General features: G+C 70.0%; 16 protein-coding genes. 12 read left to right on the top strand and 4 right to left on the bottom strand.

Annotated features, from left to right (window positions below; translation table 11 throughout):
* Positions 1-212: 212 nt before the first annotated feature.
* Positions 213-1,274 carry a DUF6542 domain-containing protein gene (locus J2S53_RS11190; RefSeq protein WP_456240912.1) on the top strand — a complete coding sequence of 354 codons (1,062 nt, stop codon included), beginning with the start codon at positions 213-215 and terminating at the stop codon, positions 1,272-1,274.
* Positions 1,275-1,474: 200 nt separating this feature from the next.
* On the opposite strand, the gene J2S53_RS11195 is transcribed toward J2S53_RS11190, so the two are convergent.
* Positions 1,475-2,509 (bottom strand): 4-hydroxy-3-methylbut-2-enyl diphosphate reductase, encoded by a 1,035-nt coding sequence (locus J2S53_RS11195; protein ID WP_456240913.1) that lies wholly within the window; start codon positions 2,507-2,509, stop codon positions 1,475-1,477.
* Between the two features lie 220 nt (positions 2,510-2,729).
* Here J2S53_RS11195 and J2S53_RS11200 point away from each other — a divergent pair, with 220 nt between their 5' ends.
* The 4 genes from J2S53_RS11200 to J2S53_RS11215 all read left to right on the top strand — a co-directional run bounded on the left by J2S53_RS11200 (position 2,730) and on the right by J2S53_RS11215 (position 5,515).
* Complete coding sequence (locus tag J2S53_RS11200; RefSeq protein ID WP_456240914.1) at positions 2,730-3,287, top strand: lipid droplet-associated protein; 558 nt, start codon at positions 2,730-2,732, stop codon at positions 3,285-3,287.
* Positions 3,288-3,424: 137 nt separating this feature from the next.
* Entirely contained in the window at positions 3,425-4,648 is a 1,224-nt protein-coding gene (gene xseA / locus J2S53_RS11205; RefSeq protein ID WP_456242771.1) for an exodeoxyribonuclease VII large subunit, read from the top strand.
* Positions 4,649-4,742: 94 nt separating this feature from the next.
* Positions 4,743-5,198: a hypothetical protein gene (locus tag J2S53_RS11210; RefSeq protein WP_456240915.1), complete on the top strand. Its 456-nt coding sequence runs from the start codon at positions 4,743-4,745 to the stop codon at positions 5,196-5,198.
* Positions 5,199-5,266: 68 nt separating this feature from the next.
* Positions 5,267-5,515, top strand: coding sequence for an exodeoxyribonuclease VII small subunit (locus J2S53_RS11215; RefSeq protein WP_092979840.1), 249 nt, complete (start codon positions 5,267-5,269; stop codon positions 5,513-5,515).
* 12 nt (positions 5,516-5,527) lie between these two features.
* Here the strand turns inward: J2S53_RS11215 and J2S53_RS11220 are convergent, their stop codons facing one another.
* On the bottom strand, positions 5,528-6,151 hold the full coding sequence (locus J2S53_RS11220) for a DUF4245 domain-containing protein (protein WP_456240916.1): 624 nt from the start codon (positions 6,149-6,151) through the stop codon (positions 5,528-5,530).
* A 249-nt stretch (positions 6,152-6,400) separates the two neighbouring features.
* On the opposite strand from J2S53_RS11220, the gene glpX reads away from it, so the two are divergent.
* Entirely contained in the window at positions 6,401-7,462 is a 1,062-nt protein-coding gene (gene glpX, locus J2S53_RS11225) for a class II fructose-bisphosphatase (RefSeq protein WP_456240917.1), read from the top strand.
* 361 nt (positions 7,463-7,823) lie between these two features.
* Here glpX and J2S53_RS11230 read toward each other — a convergent pair whose 3' ends face one another.
* Positions 7,824-8,828 carry an NAD(P)/FAD-dependent oxidoreductase gene (locus J2S53_RS11230; protein ID WP_456240918.1) on the bottom strand — a complete coding sequence of 335 codons (1,005 nt, stop codon included), beginning with the start codon at positions 8,826-8,828 and terminating at the stop codon, positions 7,824-7,826.
* A 140-nt stretch (positions 8,829-8,968) separates the two neighbouring features.
* Here J2S53_RS11230 and J2S53_RS11235 point away from each other — a divergent pair, with 140 nt between their 5' ends.
* The 4 genes from J2S53_RS11235 to J2S53_RS11250 all read left to right on the top strand — a co-directional run bounded on the left by J2S53_RS11235 (position 8,969) and on the right by J2S53_RS11250 (position 14,397).
* Positions 8,969-10,366: a class II fumarate hydratase gene (locus tag J2S53_RS11235; RefSeq protein WP_456240919.1), complete on the top strand. Its 1,398-nt coding sequence runs from the start codon at positions 8,969-8,971 to the stop codon at positions 10,364-10,366.
* A 365-nt stretch (positions 10,367-10,731) separates the two neighbouring features.
* Positions 10,732-12,267 carry a diguanylate cyclase domain-containing protein gene (locus J2S53_RS11240; RefSeq protein WP_456240920.1) on the top strand — a complete coding sequence of 512 codons (1,536 nt, stop codon included), beginning with the start codon at positions 10,732-10,734 and terminating at the stop codon, positions 12,265-12,267.
* 47 nt (positions 12,268-12,314) lie between these two features.
* Positions 12,315-12,800, top strand: a complete 486-nt coding sequence (locus tag J2S53_RS11245) for a DUF4288 domain-containing protein (protein ID WP_092979698.1) — start codon at positions 12,315-12,317, stop codon at positions 12,798-12,800.
* Between the two features lie 157 nt (positions 12,801-12,957).
* A complete protein-coding gene (locus J2S53_RS11250) occupies positions 12,958-14,397 on the top strand; it encodes a GuaB1 family IMP dehydrogenase-related protein (RefSeq protein ID WP_456240921.1) in 1,440 nt (479 codons plus the stop codon).
* Between the two features lie 136 nt (positions 14,398-14,533).
* Here J2S53_RS11250 and J2S53_RS11255 read toward each other — a convergent pair whose 3' ends face one another.
* Positions 14,534-15,406, bottom strand: a complete 873-nt coding sequence (locus J2S53_RS11255) for a LysR substrate-binding domain-containing protein (RefSeq protein WP_456240922.1) — start codon at positions 15,404-15,406, stop codon at positions 14,534-14,536.
* 108 nt (positions 15,407-15,514) lie between these two features.
* Between J2S53_RS11255 and kdgD the strand changes: the two genes are divergently transcribed.
* Together kdgD and J2S53_RS11265 are read left to right on the top strand one after the other, a co-directional pair.
* Positions 15,515-16,435 carry a 5-dehydro-4-deoxyglucarate dehydratase gene (gene kdgD, locus J2S53_RS11260; protein WP_456240923.1) on the top strand — a complete coding sequence of 307 codons (921 nt, stop codon included), beginning with the start codon at positions 15,515-15,517 and terminating at the stop codon, positions 16,433-16,435.
* A gap of 5 nt (positions 16,436-16,440) precedes the next feature.
* Positions 16,441-18,024 (top strand): aldehyde dehydrogenase (NADP(+)), encoded by a 1,584-nt coding sequence (locus tag J2S53_RS11265; RefSeq protein WP_456240924.1) that lies wholly within the window; start codon positions 16,441-16,443, stop codon positions 18,022-18,024.
* Positions 18,025-18,213: the final 189 nt, after the last annotated feature.

The following is an 18,213-nucleotide window of genomic DNA, read 5'->3' on the forward strand; positions in this document are numbered from 1 at the left end:
CCCGCCCGCTCACCCGTGTGTTGTGTCAAGCATCACACGATGTGACCTGGGCCCGCGCGCTCCGCCCGCGTCTATCACCCGATTCGGTGGCGATAACGGACAGGTCACGGGATTACCGCCATCGAGTGAGAGAGCCGCTCGCCGCCGAGAAACGAGCCACCGGGATCGTGGACGTGTCGTTGCGACCGCACTGGACCGTTACGGTGACAAGCGTGACCGCGACATCCGAGCGCAACATCCACAGCCCCGAAAGTCGTTCCGGACAGTTGGCACAACGGTCGGCTTTCGGAACCATCCGCGGCATCCCGTGGTGGGCGGCGTTTCTGCTGCCGCTGGTGCTGGCCGCCTTGTGTGCCGTGATCGACACGTTGATCTGGTCGGGCCCCGGGTTCGTTTTCACGTCGGGCTGCATCGTGGGCGCCCTGCTCGCGGTCATGCTGGTTCAGCGCGGCAGCCTGTTCGGCCCGATGGTGCAACCACCGCTGGTCGTGGCGATCGTCATCCCGAGCGTGGTCTGGGCCATGGGGATCGGTTTCAACGCGGGTGACGGCCTTCGCCAGGTAATGCTCTCGCTGGCCACACCGTTGATCAACAGCTTTCCGGCGATGGCAGCGACGACGGCGGTGGCGATACTCGGCGGACTGTTGCGGATATTCGTACTACAACCGAGGAAGCGGCGCGGCGGGGACACGGCGGCGGCCGAGTCGGCTCGCGGCGAGCGGGGCGACGGTGCCGGACGCGGTTCCAGGGGCAGCGGGTCCGAACGGGCCTCCCGTGGCGGCCCCGGCGAGGGCCGCGACAGCGCGTCGAACCGCGGCAGAGCCGGTACGGCGACCGCTGATCCCGAGGACGCGGACGACCGAGCGGCCCGGCGGAAGTCACCACGCTCCGGACAACGCGAGCAGCGCTCGGAATCCCCCGAGTCCTCGGGCCGACGCGGAGCTCCCCCCGGACGCGGTTCCGGACCGAGGAATCGCTCCGAACGGCCATCGGAGCGAGCCGACGGCGAAGCGCCCCGTGGTTCCGGCAGGCGCGAACGGGACGGCGGGACGCCACCGAACGGACGGGACGACCAGCGGTCAGGACGCGGACAACGGGGCGGTGAACCGTCCGAGAGCTCCGCGCCGAACCAGGACAGGCGTCCGGCACCCCCGGGCAGGGGCAACGCGAAACGCCCCCCGCGTGAAGGGGACCCCCCTGGCGGCTCGACGCAGCGGCGGGGGCGGACCGAACCACCGGGCAGGCCGCGGCGTCCCCGACGGGACGAGGGCTGATCGAGGCTTTCCGAGCGGGTCGCTCGCTCGGCGGAACCGCTCGGGCGCTCGCGATCACGCCGGGAGTGGTCGCGGAACCACTCCCGGACCGGAACACGGCTCGGTGATGAACCGTCCGAACCGGACACGGCGACCCGCTGTCCGAAAGCCCGCCGGCCGAGAACCCACCGGCCGAAAACCAGCCGGCCGAACCGGCTCGCTCAGCGCACGCTCTGCGGACTGTTCGGATTCTCGTCCAGGTCCTTGCGCAGCTCGCGGGGCAACGCGAACGAGACCTTCTCGTTGGCCGTGGTGACCTCCTCGACCTCACCCCAGCCACGTTCCCGCAGGTAGTCCAGCACCTGGAAGACCAGCACGTCCGGCACCGAGGCCCCGCTGGTGACACCGACGGTGTCGACCCCCTCCAGCCAGGAGTCGTCGATGTCGCTGGCGTAGTCGATCAGGTGGGAGTCGGTGGCTCCCGCGTGCAGCGCGACCTCCACCAGGCGCTTGGAGTTCGAGGAGTTCTGCGAACCGACCACCAGCACGAGGTCGCACTCCTCGGCCATCGCCTTGACCGCGACCTGGCGGTTCGAGGTGGCGTAGCAGATGTCGTCGCTGGGCGGGGCCTGCATCTCGGGGTACTTGTCCTGCAGCTGGTTCACCCGCTCCATCGTCTCGTCCACGCTCAGGGTGGTCTGGGAGAGCCAGACGACCCGCGAGGGGTCGCGCACCTCGACCTGGTCGACGTCCTCCGGCTTGTCCACCAGCTGGACGTTCTCCGGGGCCTCACCCGAGGTTCCCTCGACCTCCTCGTGGCCCTCGTGCCCGATGAGCAGGATGTCGTAATCCTCCCGGGCGAACCGGTTCACCTCCTTGTGCACCTTGGTTACCAGCGGGCAGGTGGCGTCGATGGTGCGCAGGTTGCGTCGGGTCGCGGCCTCGCGAACCGCGGGGGAAACGCCGTGTGCCGAGAAGACCAGCAGCGATCCCTCCGGGACCTCCTCGGTGTCCTCGACGAACACGACACCGCGGTCACGCAGGTTCCCCACCACGTGCTGGTTGTGCACGATCTCCTTGCGGACGTAGACGGGTGCCCCGTACTTCTCCAGCACGCGTTCCACCGTGTCCACGGCGCGATCGACTCCCGCGCAGTAGCCACGTGGTTTGGCCAGCAGAACGCGTTTGCCCGACGGGGCGGAGTCGGTGGCTGTCGTATCCTGTCCGGAGTCGGAAGCCTGCGGCGAGGTGCTCATACCGCACAGGGTACGGATGCGACGCGGAACGGTCAGCAGCCAGCACCGTCCCGACGAGGCGACGATTCCGGCGACGAGGTGACCCGGACGCGCTGCGACACCCGTGACCACGCGAACGGTGCTCGACAGCGCGACGAGGCCGCTCACCGGAACGCGCGGTGCGCGGCACCACTCCGCCACGTGATGACGAGGGCCACGCTCGTGGGGCAAGCTTGACGGTATGCGATCGTTTCCTTTGCCGATTCGGGTGGCAGCGGGGCTGGCGGGCACGGTGGTCGAACAGACCCGCAGGCTGCCCGACCACCTGATCGGTCTGCCCGTCACCGTCACCAGTCAGGCACTGCAGCTGAGCATGCGGGTGCAGCAGCACATCACGGAACTGGCGATCAAGGGAGACGACCTGCTCGCCAATGCGCGGCAGACCGAACAGCACCCCGAGTGGGCGACGTTCGACGAGGACGAGTCGTTCACCACCTCGAGCCGGGAAGGGACCGACCGGCGGACGGGGACGAGCCGTGACGAGGCCGACCGCTTCGTGGCGCAGCCACCCCCGGAACGCGAGTGGTCGAGCGAGCGGGCCCCGGGGGACGTCTCGGATCTGTTGCCCGGCTACGAGGAGATGACCCTGCCGCAGCTGCGGGGGAAGTTACGCGGGCTCTCCGAGTCGGACCTGGTGCGGCTGCTGGAGCACGAACGGGCGCATTCCCGGCGCCCGGACTTCCTGCAGATGCTGTTCAACCGGCTGAACAACGTACGCGCCGCCGAGCGCGACAGCTGACCGGTCGCGGGCACCCCGACCAGCACCCGGTCGGGAGCACGACCGTCGGGCCGACCACGGCCGGTCGTGCCGGCACGTGTGCCCGCGACCGGGAAAGTCCGGCCCAACCCGAGTCGTCATCCGAAGGAGCGAGTCCGCTGAGTTCCGCCACCAGCGCCGAAAACCCCTGGCCGGTTCGTACCGTCTCCCGCAAGATAGCGGAGTGGATCAACCGGTTGGGAAACATCTGGGTGGAGGGCCAACTCACCCAGATCTCCGCACGTCCCAAGGCCACCACCGCGTTCCTGACGCTGCGCGACCCCTCCGCCGACGTGTCGCTGACGCTGACCTGCCCGAACACGCTGCTGCAGGGCATGGACCCACCGCTGACCGACGGCAGCAGGGTGGTGGTGCACGGTAAACCCTCGTTCTACGTGGGCAGGGGAACCCTGAGCCTGCGGGTGGACGAGATCCGCACGGTCGGTGTCGGCGAGTTGCTGGCACGTATCGAACGGCTCCGCAAGCTGCTGGCGGCCGAGGGACTGTTCGAGACCGCCCGGAAACGCTCCCCACCGCTGCTGCCCGGACGTGTGGGGCTGATCACCGGACGCGGCTCGGCCGCCGAACACGACGTGATCAGCAACGCCCGGCTGCGCTGGCCCGCCGTGGACTTCGCGGTGCGCAACGTGGCCGTGCAGGGTTCCACCGCGGTGCCCCAGATCCTGGAGGCGCTTTCCGAGCTCGACCGCGACCCGGACGTCGAGGTGATAGTGCTGGCGCGTGGCGGCGGCAGCGTGGAGGACCTGCTGCCGTTCTCGGACGAGACACTGTGCCGCGCGGTCGCCACGTGCACCACCCCCGTGGTGAGCGCGATAGGGCACGAACCGGACTCCCCGCTGCTGGATCACGTCGCGGATGTGCGCAGCTCCACACCCACGGGCGCGGGCAAACGGGTGGTGCCCGACGTGGCCGAGGAGACCAGACGTATCGGACAGCTCACCGACCGCGCCAGACGGGCACTGCGCGGTTGGGTGGAGCGCGAGCAGGGACTGTTGAATTCGCTGCGCAGCAGGCCTTCGCTCGCGGATCCGAAAGGTCCGCTGCGGCGCGGGGACGAAGAGGTGGACGCGCTGCGCCAACGTGGCAGACGCGCGATGCTGACGGTGATCACCGGAGAGGGGCAGGAGCTCGCCGCGACGAGGTCACGCTTGACGGCGCTGGGTCCGGCAGCCACGCTTGCTCGAGGTTACGCGATCGTGCAACGCGCCGACGGTCCGGATTCGTCCATCTTGCGTTCGGCGGAGCAGGTTCGCCCCGGAACGCCCCTGCGGATCCGTCTGGAGGACGGCACCGTACATGCCGTCGTGACCGAGGACGAGTAGCCGGCCGCACCGGAATCCGACGGCACGCCCGCCGCGAGAGGTCCCGCGCGGACCTCTCGCGCGGCGTGAACCGCGATGACGAGGTTTCCGGCAGTTGGAAGCGCACATGGAGGTCGTGGTGCTGAATCACGGGCGAGAGCCCACCTTCCTCCCCCTCACCGTCGCCGTCACCACTTCGGCGGCCACGGCTCCGGGCACACCCGCCGTGGGTGATGCCCGCGTGGTCCGGAGTCGAGCGGAGGAAACGAACACGGTGGCGGCGGGCTGCTGGGCGGCGCTGCTCGGCGGTTGTCACCCTCCGGAGCGACGCGCGTTGCCGACGCAGCTCAGCGCGCTCGCGGAAGCGACCTCACGGTACGTGGGCGACCGGTGGTGGTCGGAGCGCGGGGTGGGGTACCGGCGTAGGGTCGCCTCGGCACAACTACGCATCAACGACGCGGTGCGCGAGGGTGACGGCGAGGAGTTCGCCGAGGCCTTCGTGGGCTACGACCAGGCCATCGCCGAGGCGGTCATGTCGGTACAGCAGAACTTGGAAAGAGCCACGCAGTGACCAGCAGCGAACCGGAAAGTCCCGACGAGAGCGCGGGGACTGCCCCCGAGAACGCTTCCGAGCACGGAATCGATCCCGAATCCGACCACCCGGACGTCGCCGGACTGGGTTATGAACGAGCTCGCGACGAACTGGCCGAGGTGGTCAAACGGCTCGAAGCGGGCGGGCTCTCCCTGGAGGACTCCCTCGCGCTGTGGGAGCGCGGGGAGGCGCTGGCCAAGGTCTGCGAACGCCATCTGGCCGGTGCGCGGCAGCGTGTGGACCAGGCCCTCGCAGCGGTGGAACAGCACGAGGAGCAAGCGGAAACCGGCCAGTGAGCCCCGGCCGCGTTACTGCCCTGGTCCCACCACGGAAGCCCGCGAGACGGCCCTGGCCATCGTGCGGAACTCCCGCTCGTCTCCGTTGCCGGTGATCAGCAGTCGCACGTCGTCACGCTCACTGACCCACGCCCGTTCCGAACGGATGCTCCGGTAGATCACCCACTTGCGACCTGCCACGTCGACGGTTCCCAACGCCCTGGGCCGCTGTTCGGTCTCGAAGGAGACCAGTTCGGTCTCCGAGGCCGGTGACTGCGACAACCGCACGTAGTGGGTGCGACCGGTCAGCCAACCCACCTGCACGGCGGTGCTGTCCGGGGCCACCTGCCGCACGTCCGCGGAGTTCGCACGCCAGCCCTCGGGCAGCTCGGGACGCAGCACCTGGAAGTCGACCCGACGAGCCACGGAGTCGAGTTCCTCGGAGGCGTTGATGGTGGGGGCCGTCGAGGAGTCCAGCGACGGCCCCAGTGGGCTGAACGAGCAGCGTCCGCTCAATCCGGCTATCCCCAGCACCACGAGTATCAGCGGCAGCATCGCGAACAACATGGCGCGAGGCCCACGGGGCGGTCCTCCCGCCGGAGCACTGGATCGATTGTCCTCCGAGTTCTGGTTGCGCTGTTCAGCCACGCCTCGCATGCTCTCACCCACCGGGGTGCGCGTTCCGACGCGTCCGCGCGACGGAACGGGCGCGTGGCCTGCGCCACTTCACCGGAACGGCACGGGTACGGATCTGCGAAGATCCGCTCATCGGCAGGATCACGGGCGGTGAGCACTCCGCCCGACCGGGCTCGTCCGTCGGGACGAGGCAGGGCCGGAGGACCGACGACGACCAAGGCATCGGACAGTTACCGAGACGGCGAGTCGCACTCGCCCACGGGAGGCGCCATGAGCAGTTCCAGCACCGCTTCGCACGAGACCACCCGCCATCCCGAGGCTCCCGACCGCAACCTGGCGATGGACCTGGTGCGGGTGACCGAGGCAGCCGCGATGGCCGCGGGCCGCTGGGTGGGACGTGGCGACAAGAACTCGGGGGACGGGGCCGCCGTCGAGGCCATGCGCAAGCTGATCGGGACCGTGGCGATGCGCGGGGTGGTCGTGATCGGCGAGGGCGAGAAGGACGAGGCCCCGATGCTGTTCAACGGCGAGGAAGTGGGCAATCACCACGGGCCCGAGTGCGACGTGGCCGTCGACCCGATCGACGGAACCACCCTGTTGAGCAAGGGGATGCCGAACGCCCTGGCGGTACTGGCGGTCGCCGAGCGCAACGCGATGTTCGACCCCTCCGCCGTGTTCTACATGGAGAAGCTGGCCGTCGGCCCCGAGGCGGCGGACGTGGTCGACATCGGTGCCCCCGTGGCCGAGAACATCCGTCGGGTGGCCAAGGCCAAGCAGATCGAGGTCTCCGATGTCACCGTGTGCATCCTGGACCGTCCTCGGCACGAGCAGCTGATCTCCGAGGTGCGTGCGGCCGGCGCCAGGATCCAGTTCATCTCGGACGGCGACGTGGCGGGAGCCATCGCCGCCGCACGTCCGGACAGCGGGGTGGACATGCTCATGGGAATCGGCGGCACCCCCGAGGGCATCATCACCGCGTGCGCGCTGAAGTGCATGGACGGCGAGTTGCAGGCCCGGCTGTGGCCGAAGGACGACACCGAGCGGGAACAGGTGCGCGCCGCCGGGCACGACCCCGAACGGATTCTGACCACCTCGGACCTGGTGGGCGGCGACAACGTGTTCTTCTGCGCCACCGGCATCACCGACGGGGCGCTGCTGCGCGGGGTGCACTACCGGGCGCAGCGCTGCACCACCCAGTCGTTGATGATGCGTTCCAAGTCGGGCACGGTCCGGCTGATCGAGGGCTCGCACAAGCTGAGCAAGCTCAACGAGTACTCGGAGCTCGACTTCACGAACGGCGAGCCCACGGCGCGCCACGGACTTCTGCCCTGAGAACCCGATCGAATCCGGGAATCCTCGGCTGAATCCGGGAACCCGCGGCCGGCTCCGGAAGCCCGGTGTCGGAGTCGTCGCGGGTGGCCGGGTGAGCGGTACACGAGGCAGTGCGGCGTCGATTTCTCGCGAAATCGCCGCGCCGCTGTGACGCGGAGCCGAACCCCGACCACCCCCACAGGGCGAACCCCCACCACTCCCGCAATCGGCACCGCCGCGGGTTCTCCGGCGAGTGCCTCGCGAGGAAGGCCCGACGTTGTGTAGGTCGCTACCCGATGTCGGGCCTCCCCGGAGCGAGGCGCCGCCGGAGGTTCCGCCAAGCGACCAGCTACGGCCCCCGAGCCGTGCCACAGTTCCGCCTTCAGCCGGTGTTGGTGGAGTGTCCCGGGAAGAGCCGCACCGAGGGATCCAGCTCCACCGCGATGTTGTTCACGGCGGTGGCGGCCTCACCGAACCCGGTGGCTATGAGCTTGACCTTGCCCGGGTAGGACGCCACATCGCCCGCGGCGTAGATCCGCTCCCGGTTCGTCCGCATCGTGGTGTCCACTTTGATGGAACGCTTGTCCAGTTCGAGTTCCCATTCGGCTATGGGCCCGAGTTCGGCGGTGAATCCCAGCGCGGCCACCACGGTCTGGGCACGCAGCACCTTGGTGTCCCCTCCGGACAGTTCGAGTTCGATCTCCCGGACTCGGTGCTCGTCCCCGCGGATCTCGGCCACCTCGGCGCCGGTGATCAGCGGCACGTCGAGACGCTCCACTTCCCGGATGAGCCCGTCCTGGGCGCGGAACCTGGCGCGGCGGTGCACCAGGGTGACGCTGTTGGCGACCGGGTGCAGTGCCAGTGCCCAGTCGAACGCGGAGTCCCCGCCGCCCACCACGACGACGTCGCGGCCCTCGTGCGCGGCGATCTCGGGGATGAAATGCACGACTCCCCGTTCCAGCCAGCCGTCGCCGGCGGGCAGCGGCCTGGGGGTGAACTCGCCGATTCCGGCCGTGATCAGCATCGCTCCGGCCCGCACGACACTGCCGTCCCCCAGTCCGACGAGCAGGCCCCGCGAGTCGACGGCGAGGGCGGTGGCGTACCTGCCCAGCAGGTAGGTGGGCTCGTAGCGGTCGGCCTGCTCGACGAGTCCGCTGATCAGGTCTCGTCCCCTGATCTCGGGAAAGCCCGCCACGTCGAAGATCCGTTTCTCGGGGTACATGGCCGTCACCTGACCGCCGGGTTCGGGCAACGAGTCGACCAGGGCGGCCGACAGGCCGCGAAACCCGGCGTAGTAGGCGGCGTAGAGTCCCGTCGGTCCCGCTCCGACGATCAGCACGTCGACCTCGGCGGAGACCTCTTCACCCGACAGCGTGTCGCGACTCATGTCCACCTCGCGCAGTGACGGCAACACCCGGTTTCCAGCGTAGCCCGAGGTCGGGCGTGGTTGGGCGATCAGCGCGCGTCGATCACCGAGTGGCCGAACCCATACTGACCCGCGCGGTCGATACGGTTCACACTTTTCGCATGAGTGAACAGCGATACCGCACCGAGCACGACACCATGGGTGAGGTACAGGTGCCCGCCGAGGCCCTCTACCGGGCGCAGACGCAGCGTGCCGTGGACAACTTCCCCGTTTCCGGGCAGGGACTGGAACGGGCCCAGATCCGCGCGCTGGGGCTGCTCAAGGCCGCGACCGCGCGGGTCAACGGCAAACTGGGCGTGCTGGAGGCGGACATGGCCGAGGCGATCGCCGCCGCGGCCGACGAGGTGGCGGAGGGCCGTCACGACGACCACTTCCCCATCGACGTGTTCCAGACCGGTTCGGGAACCAGTTCGAACATGAACGCCAACGAGGTGATCGCCACCCTGGCCACCCGTTCGCTCGGACGCGACGTCCACCCGAACGACCACGTCAACGCCTCGCAGTCCTCAAACGACACCTTCCCGACCACGATCCACGTCGCCGCCACCGAGGCGGTGCTGACCGACGCGATCCCGGCGCTGGAGCGGCTCGCGGCGGTGATCGAGGGCCGTGCCGCGGAGTGGAGCGAGGTGGTCAAGTCGGGTCGTACCCACCTGATGGACGCGGTGCCGATCACGCTGGGCCAGGAGGCGGGCGCGTGGGCCGCGCAGGTGCGGTACGGCGTGGAGCGGCTGCGTGCCGGGCTGGACCGGCTCGGTGAGCTGCCCATCGGTGGTACTGCCGTTGGCTCGGGTCTGAACGCTCCCGAGGGCTTCGGCGCCGCTGTCTCGTCCGAACTGGCCCGGGTGACCGGTCTTCCGCTGACCGAGGCACGCAACCACTTCGAGGCGCAGGCCACCCAGGACGGGGTGGTGGAGACCTCGGGCAACCTGCGCACCGTCGCGGTGAGCCTGAACAAGATCGCCAATGATCTGCGCTGGCTCGGCTCCGGCCCCCGAACCGGGCTGGCCGAACTCGAGCTGCCGGACCTGCAACCGGGCTCGTCGATCATGCCCGGCAAGGTCAACCCGGTGATTCCGGAGGCCACGATGCAGGTGGTGTCCCAGGTGGTCGGCAACGACGCCACGGTGTCCTTCGCGGGCTCGCAGGGCAACTTCCAGCTGAACGTGAACCTGCCGGTGATCGCGCGCAACGTGCTCGAGTCGACGAGGCTGCTCGCCGCGGTGTCGAGGTTGCTGGCGGACAAGGTCTTCGCCGGTGTGTCCGCGGACACCGAACGAACCCGGGAGTACGCCGAGGGCTCGCCCTCCATCGTCACCCCGCTCAACCGCTACATCGGGTACGAGGAGGCCGCCGCCGTGGCCAAGCAGGCGCTGAAGGAGCGCAAGACCATCCGCGAGGTGGTGCTGGAACGCGGCTACATCGAGGCGGGCAAGCTCACCCGGCAGCAGCTCGACGAGGCCCTGGACGTGCTGAGCATGGCGCGGGCCGAGCGCTGAACGACCGCTCCCGTCCGGCCCGGCCGTGCCACGCCCCGTGGGATTCGCCGGGCCGGATCAGCGGCGCGTGCCGGTCCCCGCTCGGTACGCGCCGCGGCTTCGCAACCTGGTCCTCTCGTAACGGGTCTCCCCGCCACCTCAACCGATGGTTCCGCTCGCGGGCTCTCACCGCGGGCACCCGGAATCGGGCGACTACCTCACGCACCGGGGTCAGGGCGGGCGGGTAACGCACCACCGGGGTGGACACACCGAAATCGCACGGCACCGGCTCGTGACGGTACTCACACGACCGTGGCACTATCGTGACGCGATTGCGGCACTCCGGTACGGCTTGCCGCTGGTCGAACGCTGCGGGGACAGGGGTTATGCAGATTCCGGAAACGGAAGTCGGTCCTGCCGAGGACTTCACCGAGCACTTCGACAGCATCCGGTCGCTGGCCCGTGACGGCGACAACGCGGGCGCGATCGAGTTGGCCGACGGGATAGCCGCTGCCGCGGCCGATCCGCTGGTGATCTGTCGGGCCCTGGTGCTCAAGCTCGGCAGGCTGTTCAACCTGGGCCGTGTCCAGGAGTGCCCCGCGGTGTTGGACCGGGCCTTCGGCATGCTGTCCGAACGGCGGGCGCCCGCGCTGCGGGGCCACCTGCACGCGCTGGCGGGGATCATCGCCGCATCCGACTCGTTGGAACGCTGCGTGCGGCACCTGGTGCAGGCGGAGCGCGAACTGGACACCGAGCGGGGACCTACCGAGGACACCGTCACCGCCCGCCACGACCTGGCGGTGACCTACTCCTACCTCGGATTCCACGCCCAGGCCGCGCCGCTGGCCGAACGCTGTTACCGCGCCGGGCAGGCTCTCGGGTTGCCCAGCGGTGACCACGCGCTGCCCGAAGTGGCGGTGCGCTGGGCGGTTTCGGCGGATCACCTGGGTGACACCGAGAGCTGCGCCGACATGCTGCGACGGGTGCTGCGGACCTGGGCCGATCGCACCGACCCGCGCCGACTCTGGCCCGCGGAGCAGTACTACTACGGGTACGCGGCGGTGCGGCTGCGGGCACTCGGCGAGCGGGCCGAGGTGGATCCCGCGCTGTTCACCGCCGAGGAACACGGCTGGGAGGTGGCTGACCTGCGGATGCTCGCCGCGGCCTGCGAATCGATCGCCGAGGGCGATACCGCGGCGGCACTGCGCGGCCTCGACCGCCCGACCAGTCCCTACACGCTGGGAAGCGCCGAACCGCACCGGTTGCGCGCCCTGGCACACGCCGCCGGCGGGAACCACCGCGCCGCCAGGGAAGCCGACCGGGAGGCCATCAGGACGGCCACCGCCGACACCGGACAGCTGCGTGATCGCCTGGTGGACGGGACCAGGGCACAGCTCGACCACGAGGCGCTGCGTCGCACCGTGGAGCAGTACGCCTCGGAGGCGCTCACCGATCCGCTCACCGGGCTGCCCAACCGCAGGCACTTCGACCGCTACGTGGGGCGGTTGATCGAGGAGGGCAACGATGCCGCGGTGGGAGTCATCGACCTGGACGGCTTCAAGGAGGTCAACACGGTCTACGGCCACCTGTCGGGCGATCTGGTGCTGCAACGCGTGGCGGCCATCCTGGCCAGGACCCTCCGGCAGGGGGATTTCGTCGCGCGTTACGGCGGTGACGAGTTCGTCGCGGTACTGCCGCGCACCGAGCTCTCGGACGCGCACCGCATCGGGGCCCGGATAGCGAGCGCGGTGGCGGACGGGGACTGGGACGCGCTGGTGGCGGGCACTCCGGTTTCGGTCACGATCGGGTGGGCCGACCTGACGGAATCGTTCGGGTTGTCCGGCACCCTCGAAACGGCGGACAGGGCCATGTTGAGCCGCAAGCGGTCCAACCGGGAGACCGTGGCCGCCGAGAACCCGTAACGGGTGGGTGTCCGATTCTCCGACACCGCTAGTGAGAAGGTGGGGTCATGAGCAACCGCGGCAGCGAGCCGGAGCCCGAGCAGTCTCCCGAGATGCCTCCGCCGGTGGAGCTTCCCGACGAGCTGGTGGAAGGCGCGGACCGTTCGATCAACATCGGCGGCGAGCCCACCACGGGAGGCAGGGCCTCCGCTTTCGCGGGAGCGGAGCCGGAGGCCTACGTGGCGGTACTGGTGACGGAGTCGACCTCGGACTCGCCCGACTTCCAACCGCTGTACGAGGAGTCGTTCGTGCTGTTGACGGCTCACTCGGAGGAGGAAGCCCACGAGAAGGCGCGCGAGTACGGCAAGCAGCAGGAGATCAGCTACCACAACGAGCACCAGCAGCTGGTTACCTGGCGGCTCAAGCACGTCGTGGAGGTCAAGCAGATCGAGGACGCGACCTTCGACGACGGCTCCGAGCTCTACAGCAGGTTCTTCCGGAACTACGCGCGGTACCGCTCGTTCGAACCGACCCTGGAGGGCGAGGAGCCCTGACCGGCCGGCTCGGCTACGCGGACGTGGCTTCGGATTCGTGGTTTCGCACGAACGCCACGGGCCGGTGGGGACTCGGACTGGTGGATCGGCACAACACCGCCGTCGACCGGCCACGTACGGGTGAGAGGCCGCCGCGCGAGGAGTAGCCTGACGGGTTGTGCGGTTCTTGAACGGACAACGCCCCACCACGGACCTGACCTACGACGACGTTTTCCTCGCTCCGGTGCGCTCGGGGGTGGAGTCGCGGTTCGACGTGGATCTGTCGACCGACGACGGCTCCGGTACGACGCTGCCGATCGTGGTCGCCAACATGACGGCCGTGGCGGGACGACGAATGGCCGAGACGATCGCCCGGCGGGGCGGCCTCGTGGTGTTGCCACAGGACGTGGCCCCGGAAGCCGTGGCCGAGATCGTCTCCTGGGTGAAGTCGCGACACACCGTGTGGGACACCCCGCTGGTGTTGCACGAGGGCGACGCGGTCGCCGACGCGCTCAACCTGCTGCCGAAGCGGGCGCACGGCGCGGTGGTGGTCGTCGACGACGACGGTCGTCCGCTGGGGGTGGTCGACGAGCGGTGCTGCACCGGAGTGGACCGGTTCGCCCGGCTCGGCGAGGTAGCCGATCGCGACCCGGTGGTGCTGCCGCTGGAGACCAAGCCACGCGAGGTGTTCGAGTCGCTGCACCAGCGGGGCAGCGAGGTGGCGCTCGCCGTGAACGGCGCGGGTGAGCTCGCCGGGATCATGACGCGGCGGGGTGCGCTGCGTTCCGAGATCTACACCCCGGCGGTGGACTCCGAGGGCAGGCTGCGCGTGGCCGCCGCCGTGGGAGTCAGCGGCGACGTGGCGGGCAAGACCTCGGCGCTGCTGGACGCCGGGGTGGACATGCTGGTCGCCGACACCGCGCACGGGCATCAGGAGAAGATGATCGCCGCGCTGCGTGTGATCCGCTCCGTCTCCGGCGAGGTGCCGGTGGTGGCGGGCAACGTGGTCACCGCCGACGGGGTGCGCGACCTGGCCGAGGCCGGAGCCGACGTGATCAAGGTCGGTGTGGGTCCGGGCGCGATGTGCACCACCAGGATGATGACCGGCGTGGGCAGGCCGCAGTTCTCCGCCGTCGCCGAGTGCGCCGAAGCGGCGGCCGAGCTCGGCAAGCGGATCTGGGCCGACGGCGGTGTCCGGCACCCCAGGGACGTGGCGCTCGCGCTGGCGGCCGGCGCGGCCTCGGTGATGGTCGGCTCCTGGTTCGCGGGCACCTACGAGTCGCCCGGTGACATGCAGCGCGACGAGCACGGCAACGCCTACAAGGAGTCCTTCGGGATGGCCTCCAAGCGTGCCGTCACCGCGCGCACCCGCTCGGACAGTGGCTTCGACCAGGCGCGCAAGGCGCTGTTCGAGGAGGGCATCTCCAGTTCGCGGATGCGGCTGGACCCCAACGCGCCGGGGGTGGAGGACCTGCTCGACGAGATCAGTTCGGGACTGCGCTCCTCCTGCACCTACGCGGGCGCCCGTACGCTCCCGGAGTTCCACGACCGGGCCGTGGTGGGAATCCAGTCGGCCGCCGGTTTCGCCGAGGGCAGGCCGCTGCCCAGCGGTTGGTGACGCTTCACCGGCCTCGTCCCGGGTTCCGCCCGGGGCGAGGCCGGTGGTGGCGAGCGGAAAGGTGGCGCGGCGGCCCGGCGCCCGCTGAGGTAGCGCCCGGTTGGCGGCGTCAGCCGACGGGGCACACCCTCCGCGATCACAGCAGCTCCAGCAGCGCGTGCAGCGCCGGGTTGTCGTTGCCGTCCCGCCAGGCCAGGTGCAGCTCCACCGGTTCCGGTTCGGGCAGGCGCACCTCCCGGAACACGACGCCGTCCAGTCGGAGCCGGCTGGCGATGGACGGCACGAGGGTGATCCCCAGCCCCACCTCCACCAGCGCCAGCAGGGTGTGCACCTGGCTCACGTGCTGCACGTAGTTCGGCCGCACCGCGGCCTCCCGGAAAACGCCCACCAGCAGTTCGTGGAAGTAGCGCGCCTCGGAGGGCGAGTAGGTCACCACGTCGGCGCCGTCGAAGGCGCTCAACTCCAGCGGTCCGGGTTCCGAGGCCAGCGGGTGGTTCACGGGCAGCGCCGCCAGCAGCGGCTCGCGACGCAGCAGTCGGGACCGCAGGTCCTGCCTGCCCGGCGGTCGCACCAGCCCGAGGTCGAGCGCTCCGGAGGAGAGCCGTTCGAGCTGTTCCCTGGTGACCAGTTCGCGCAGTACCAGCTCGACGTGCGGCAGGTGCTGTCGAGCCGTGCCGATCATCCCGCCCAGCACACCGTAGGCCGAGGTGGCGGTGAATCCCACCCGCACCACCCCTTCCTGGCCCGCGGTCACCCGACGCACCGAGAGCGCGGCGCTGTCGGCCTCGTAGAGCAGCCTCCGCGCGTCCGGCAGGAACGCGCGCCCGGCCGGGGTGAGCCACACCGTCCGGCTGTCCCGGTGGAACAGCCGGACCTGTAGTTCCTTCTCCAGTTGCTGGATCTGCCGGCTCAGCGGGGGCTGGGTCATGCGCAGCCGCTGCGCGGCCCGCCCGAAGTGGCCTTCCTCGGCGACCGCGACGAAACCGGACAGCTGGGTGAGTGTGAACATCGATGCTTTCGGGGTATTGGTGAATGCTTAATCGGAGTTAGACGTGCATCGATGGTTAACTCTAGCGTCACCTCCAACCAACGTTCGTAACCGGAGGAAGACGAACCGATGCCCCACCTCTCACCATCCGAGGTCGCCCGACGGCTGGCTTCCGGGCTGCTCTCGTTCCCGGTGACCCACTTTCGGCAGGACCTGAGCCTCGACGAGTCCGCCTACCGCGAGAACATCCGATGGCTGAGCGGGTACGGCGCCGCCGGGCTGTTCGCGGCGGGCGGGACCGGGGAGTTCTTCTCCCTCACTCCGGCCGAGGTCGAGAGGGCGGTCACCGCCGCGGTCGAGGAGGTGCCGCGAGACCTGCCGGTGATCGCTCCCGCCGGGTACGGCACGGCCACCGCGGTGGAGATGGCCCGGGCCGCCGAGCGGTCGGGGGCGCACGGACTGCTGTTGTTGCCGCCCTATCTCACCGAGGCCGACCAGGAGGGGCTCGCGGCGCACGTTCGCCGCGTCTGCGCCGCCACCGACCTCGGCGTGATCGTCTACAGCCGTGCCAACGCGATCTTCACCGACACCACGGTGGCGCGACTGGCCGAGGACTGCCCGAACCTGATCGGTTTCAAGGACGGCGTCGGCGACATCGAGCGGATGACGCGCATCTACTCCCGCCTGGGCGACCGCCTCACCTACATCGGAGGGCTGCCCACCGCCGAGACGTTCGCACTGCCCTATCTGGAAATGGGTGTGAGCACGTACTCCTCGGCGATGTTCAACTTCGTGCCCGAGTTCGCCCTGCGGTTCTACGAGGCGGTGCAGCGCCGGGACCGGAACACGGTCTACCGCTACCTGAACGAGTTCGTACTGCCCTACTGCGAGATCAGGGACCGCCGGGCCGGTTACGCGGTCAGCATCGTCAAGGCGGGCATGCGGGTGATCGGCCGCCCCGCGGGACCGGTGCGGACGCCGCTGGTGGATCTGGACGAAACCGAACAGGCGATGCTCGACAACCTCGTACAGCGGATCTCGGAGGAGTGAGAACGATGACGCGACCCACCGGACACATGCTCGTCGCCGGAACGGAGGTCCTCGGCGAGGGCGCGGGGATCCGCGCCGTCGATCCGGCCACCGGGGAAACCCTGGATCCGGAATTCGGCCACGGCAGCCCCGCCGATGTCGACCGCGCCTGCGCCGCCGCCGAGGAGGCGTTTCCCGTCTACCGGGCCGCCCCGCGAAGCGAGCGTGCGGCGCTGCTGGACCGGATCGCCGACAACATCGACGCGCTCGGCGAGCCCCTGGTCGAACGCGCGCACTCCGAGAGCGGGCTGCCGAAGGCACGGCTGAGCGGCGAGGTCGGCCGCACCACGGGGCAGCTGCGGATGTTCGCCTCGCTGGTCCGGCAGGGCGACCTCGAGGCGCCGCGCGTCGACCCCTCACCAGCCGCCGACGGCTCCCGCTCGCGTCCCGACATCAGGCAGCGCCGGATTCCGCTGGGACCGGTGGCGGTGTTCGGCGCGAGCAACTTCCCGCTGGCCTTCTCCGTGGCTGGCGGTGACACCGCCTCCGCGCTGGCCGCCGGTTGCCCGGTGGTGGTCAAGGCGCACGACGCCCACCCCGGCACCTGCGAGCTGGTCGCGCGAGCCGTGACCCGGGCGGTCACCGAGCTCGACATGCCCGCCGGCACCTTCTCGATGCTGTTCGGCTCCGGGCCGGAGCTGGGCACCGCACTGGTCACGGATCCGCGGATCCAGGCGGTCGGCTTCACCGGTTCCCGCTCCGGCGGACTGGCGCTGCTGGCTGCGGCGCAGTCGCGGCCGCGCCCGATCCCGGTGTTCGCGGAGATGAGCAGCACCAACCCGGTGTTCCTGCTGCCGAACGCGCTCGCCGAACGGGCCGGGGACATCGCCACCGGTTTCGTCGGCTCGCTGACCTCGGGAGCCGGTCAGTTCTGCACCAACCCCGGGCTGGTCGTCGCGATCGACGGTCCGGAACTGCGGGAGTTCCTGAGCACCGCCGCCGACTCGGTGACGGCGAGCGAACCGAGCACGATGCTCACCCCCGACATCGCCCACGCCTACGCGGCACGGCTGGGTGAACTCGCGGCACACTCCTCGGTCGAGGAGCTGGCCCGGGGAACCGCGACGGACCGGCCGAACACCTGCCGCCCCGCCCTGCTCGCCACCGAGGCGGGCGAGTTCCTCGCCGAGGAGTCGCTGCACCAGGAGGTGTTCGGCGCGTGCTCGCTGGTGGTCCGGTGCCGCGACGCCGAGCAGCTCCGCGAGGTCGCGCGGAACCTGGAGGGGCAGCTGACCGCCACGGTGCACGCCGCGACCGCCGACCACCCCGATGCCGCCGCGCTGCTGCCGCTGCTGGAGCGGTGCGCGGGACGTGTCCTGTTCGACGGCTGGCCGACAGGGGTGCAGGTGGGTCACGCGATGGTCCACGGTGGACCGTTCCCCGCCACCTCGGACTCGCGCGGCACCTCGGTGGGCACCCTGGCCGTGGAGCGGTTCCTGCGTCCGGTGGCCTACCAGGACGTCCCCGAAGCATTGCTGCCCGGCTCGATCGCTACGGACAACCCCGAACAGCTGTGGCGTCGGGTCGACGGCGAACCGGGACGGCACTGAAGCGGGATTCGAAAGCACTTTCCGCCGGATCCTTCCGCACCCAGCGGGAGGCGATGATGCCTATCGCGGGGACGACCCCCTTGGAACGGGTAGCTCCATAACCCAGCGTTGGCCGCGGCTGCCGCATCCCGATCTCACCTACGTCGGTGGAGATCACCGAAAGCATCGCGAATCGTCAGCACCGAGTAG

It is taken from the genome of Actinopolyspora lacussalsi (genome assembly GCA_030803735.1).
In the GTDB taxonomy this organism is placed as follows: Bacteria; Actinomycetota; Actinomycetes; order Mycobacteriales; family Pseudonocardiaceae; genus Actinopolyspora; species Actinopolyspora lacussalsi.

Coding starts and splice junctions, on each gene's coding strand:
- J2S53_RS11235 (WP_456240919.1), top strand. CDS start 8,969: ATGAGTGAACAGCGATACCGCACCGAGCACGACACCATGGGTGAGGTA.
- J2S53_RS11265 (WP_456240924.1), top strand. CDS start 16,441: ATGACGCGACCCACCGGACACATGCTCGTCGCCGGAACGGAGGTCCTC.
- J2S53_RS11200 (WP_456240914.1), top strand. CDS start 2,730: ATGCGATCGTTTCCTTTGCCGATTCGGGTGGCAGCGGGGCTGGCGGGC.
- J2S53_RS11255 (WP_456240922.1), bottom strand. CDS start 15,406: ATGTTCACACTCACCCAGCTGTCCGGTTTCGTCGCGGTCGCCGAGGAA.
- J2S53_RS11230 (WP_456240918.1), bottom strand. CDS start 8,828: ATGAGTCGCGACACGCTGTCGGGTGAAGAGGTCTCCGCCGAGGTCGAC.
- J2S53_RS11240 (WP_456240920.1), top strand. CDS start 10,732: ATGCAGATTCCGGAAACGGAAGTCGGTCCTGCCGAGGACTTCACCGAG.
- J2S53_RS11195 (WP_456240913.1), bottom strand. CDS start 2,509: ATGAGCACCTCGCCGCAGGCTTCCGACTCCGGACAGGATACGACAGCC.
- J2S53_RS11245 (WP_092979698.1), top strand. CDS start 12,315: ATGAGCAACCGCGGCAGCGAGCCGGAGCCCGAGCAGTCTCCCGAGATG.
- glpX (WP_456240917.1), top strand. CDS start 6,401: ATGAGCAGTTCCAGCACCGCTTCGCACGAGACCACCCGCCATCCCGAG.
- kdgD (WP_456240923.1), top strand. CDS start 15,515: ATGCCCCACCTCTCACCATCCGAGGTCGCCCGACGGCTGGCTTCCGGG.
- J2S53_RS11220 (WP_456240916.1), bottom strand. CDS start 6,151: ATGCGAGGCGTGGCTGAACAGCGCAACCAGAACTCGGAGGACAATCGA.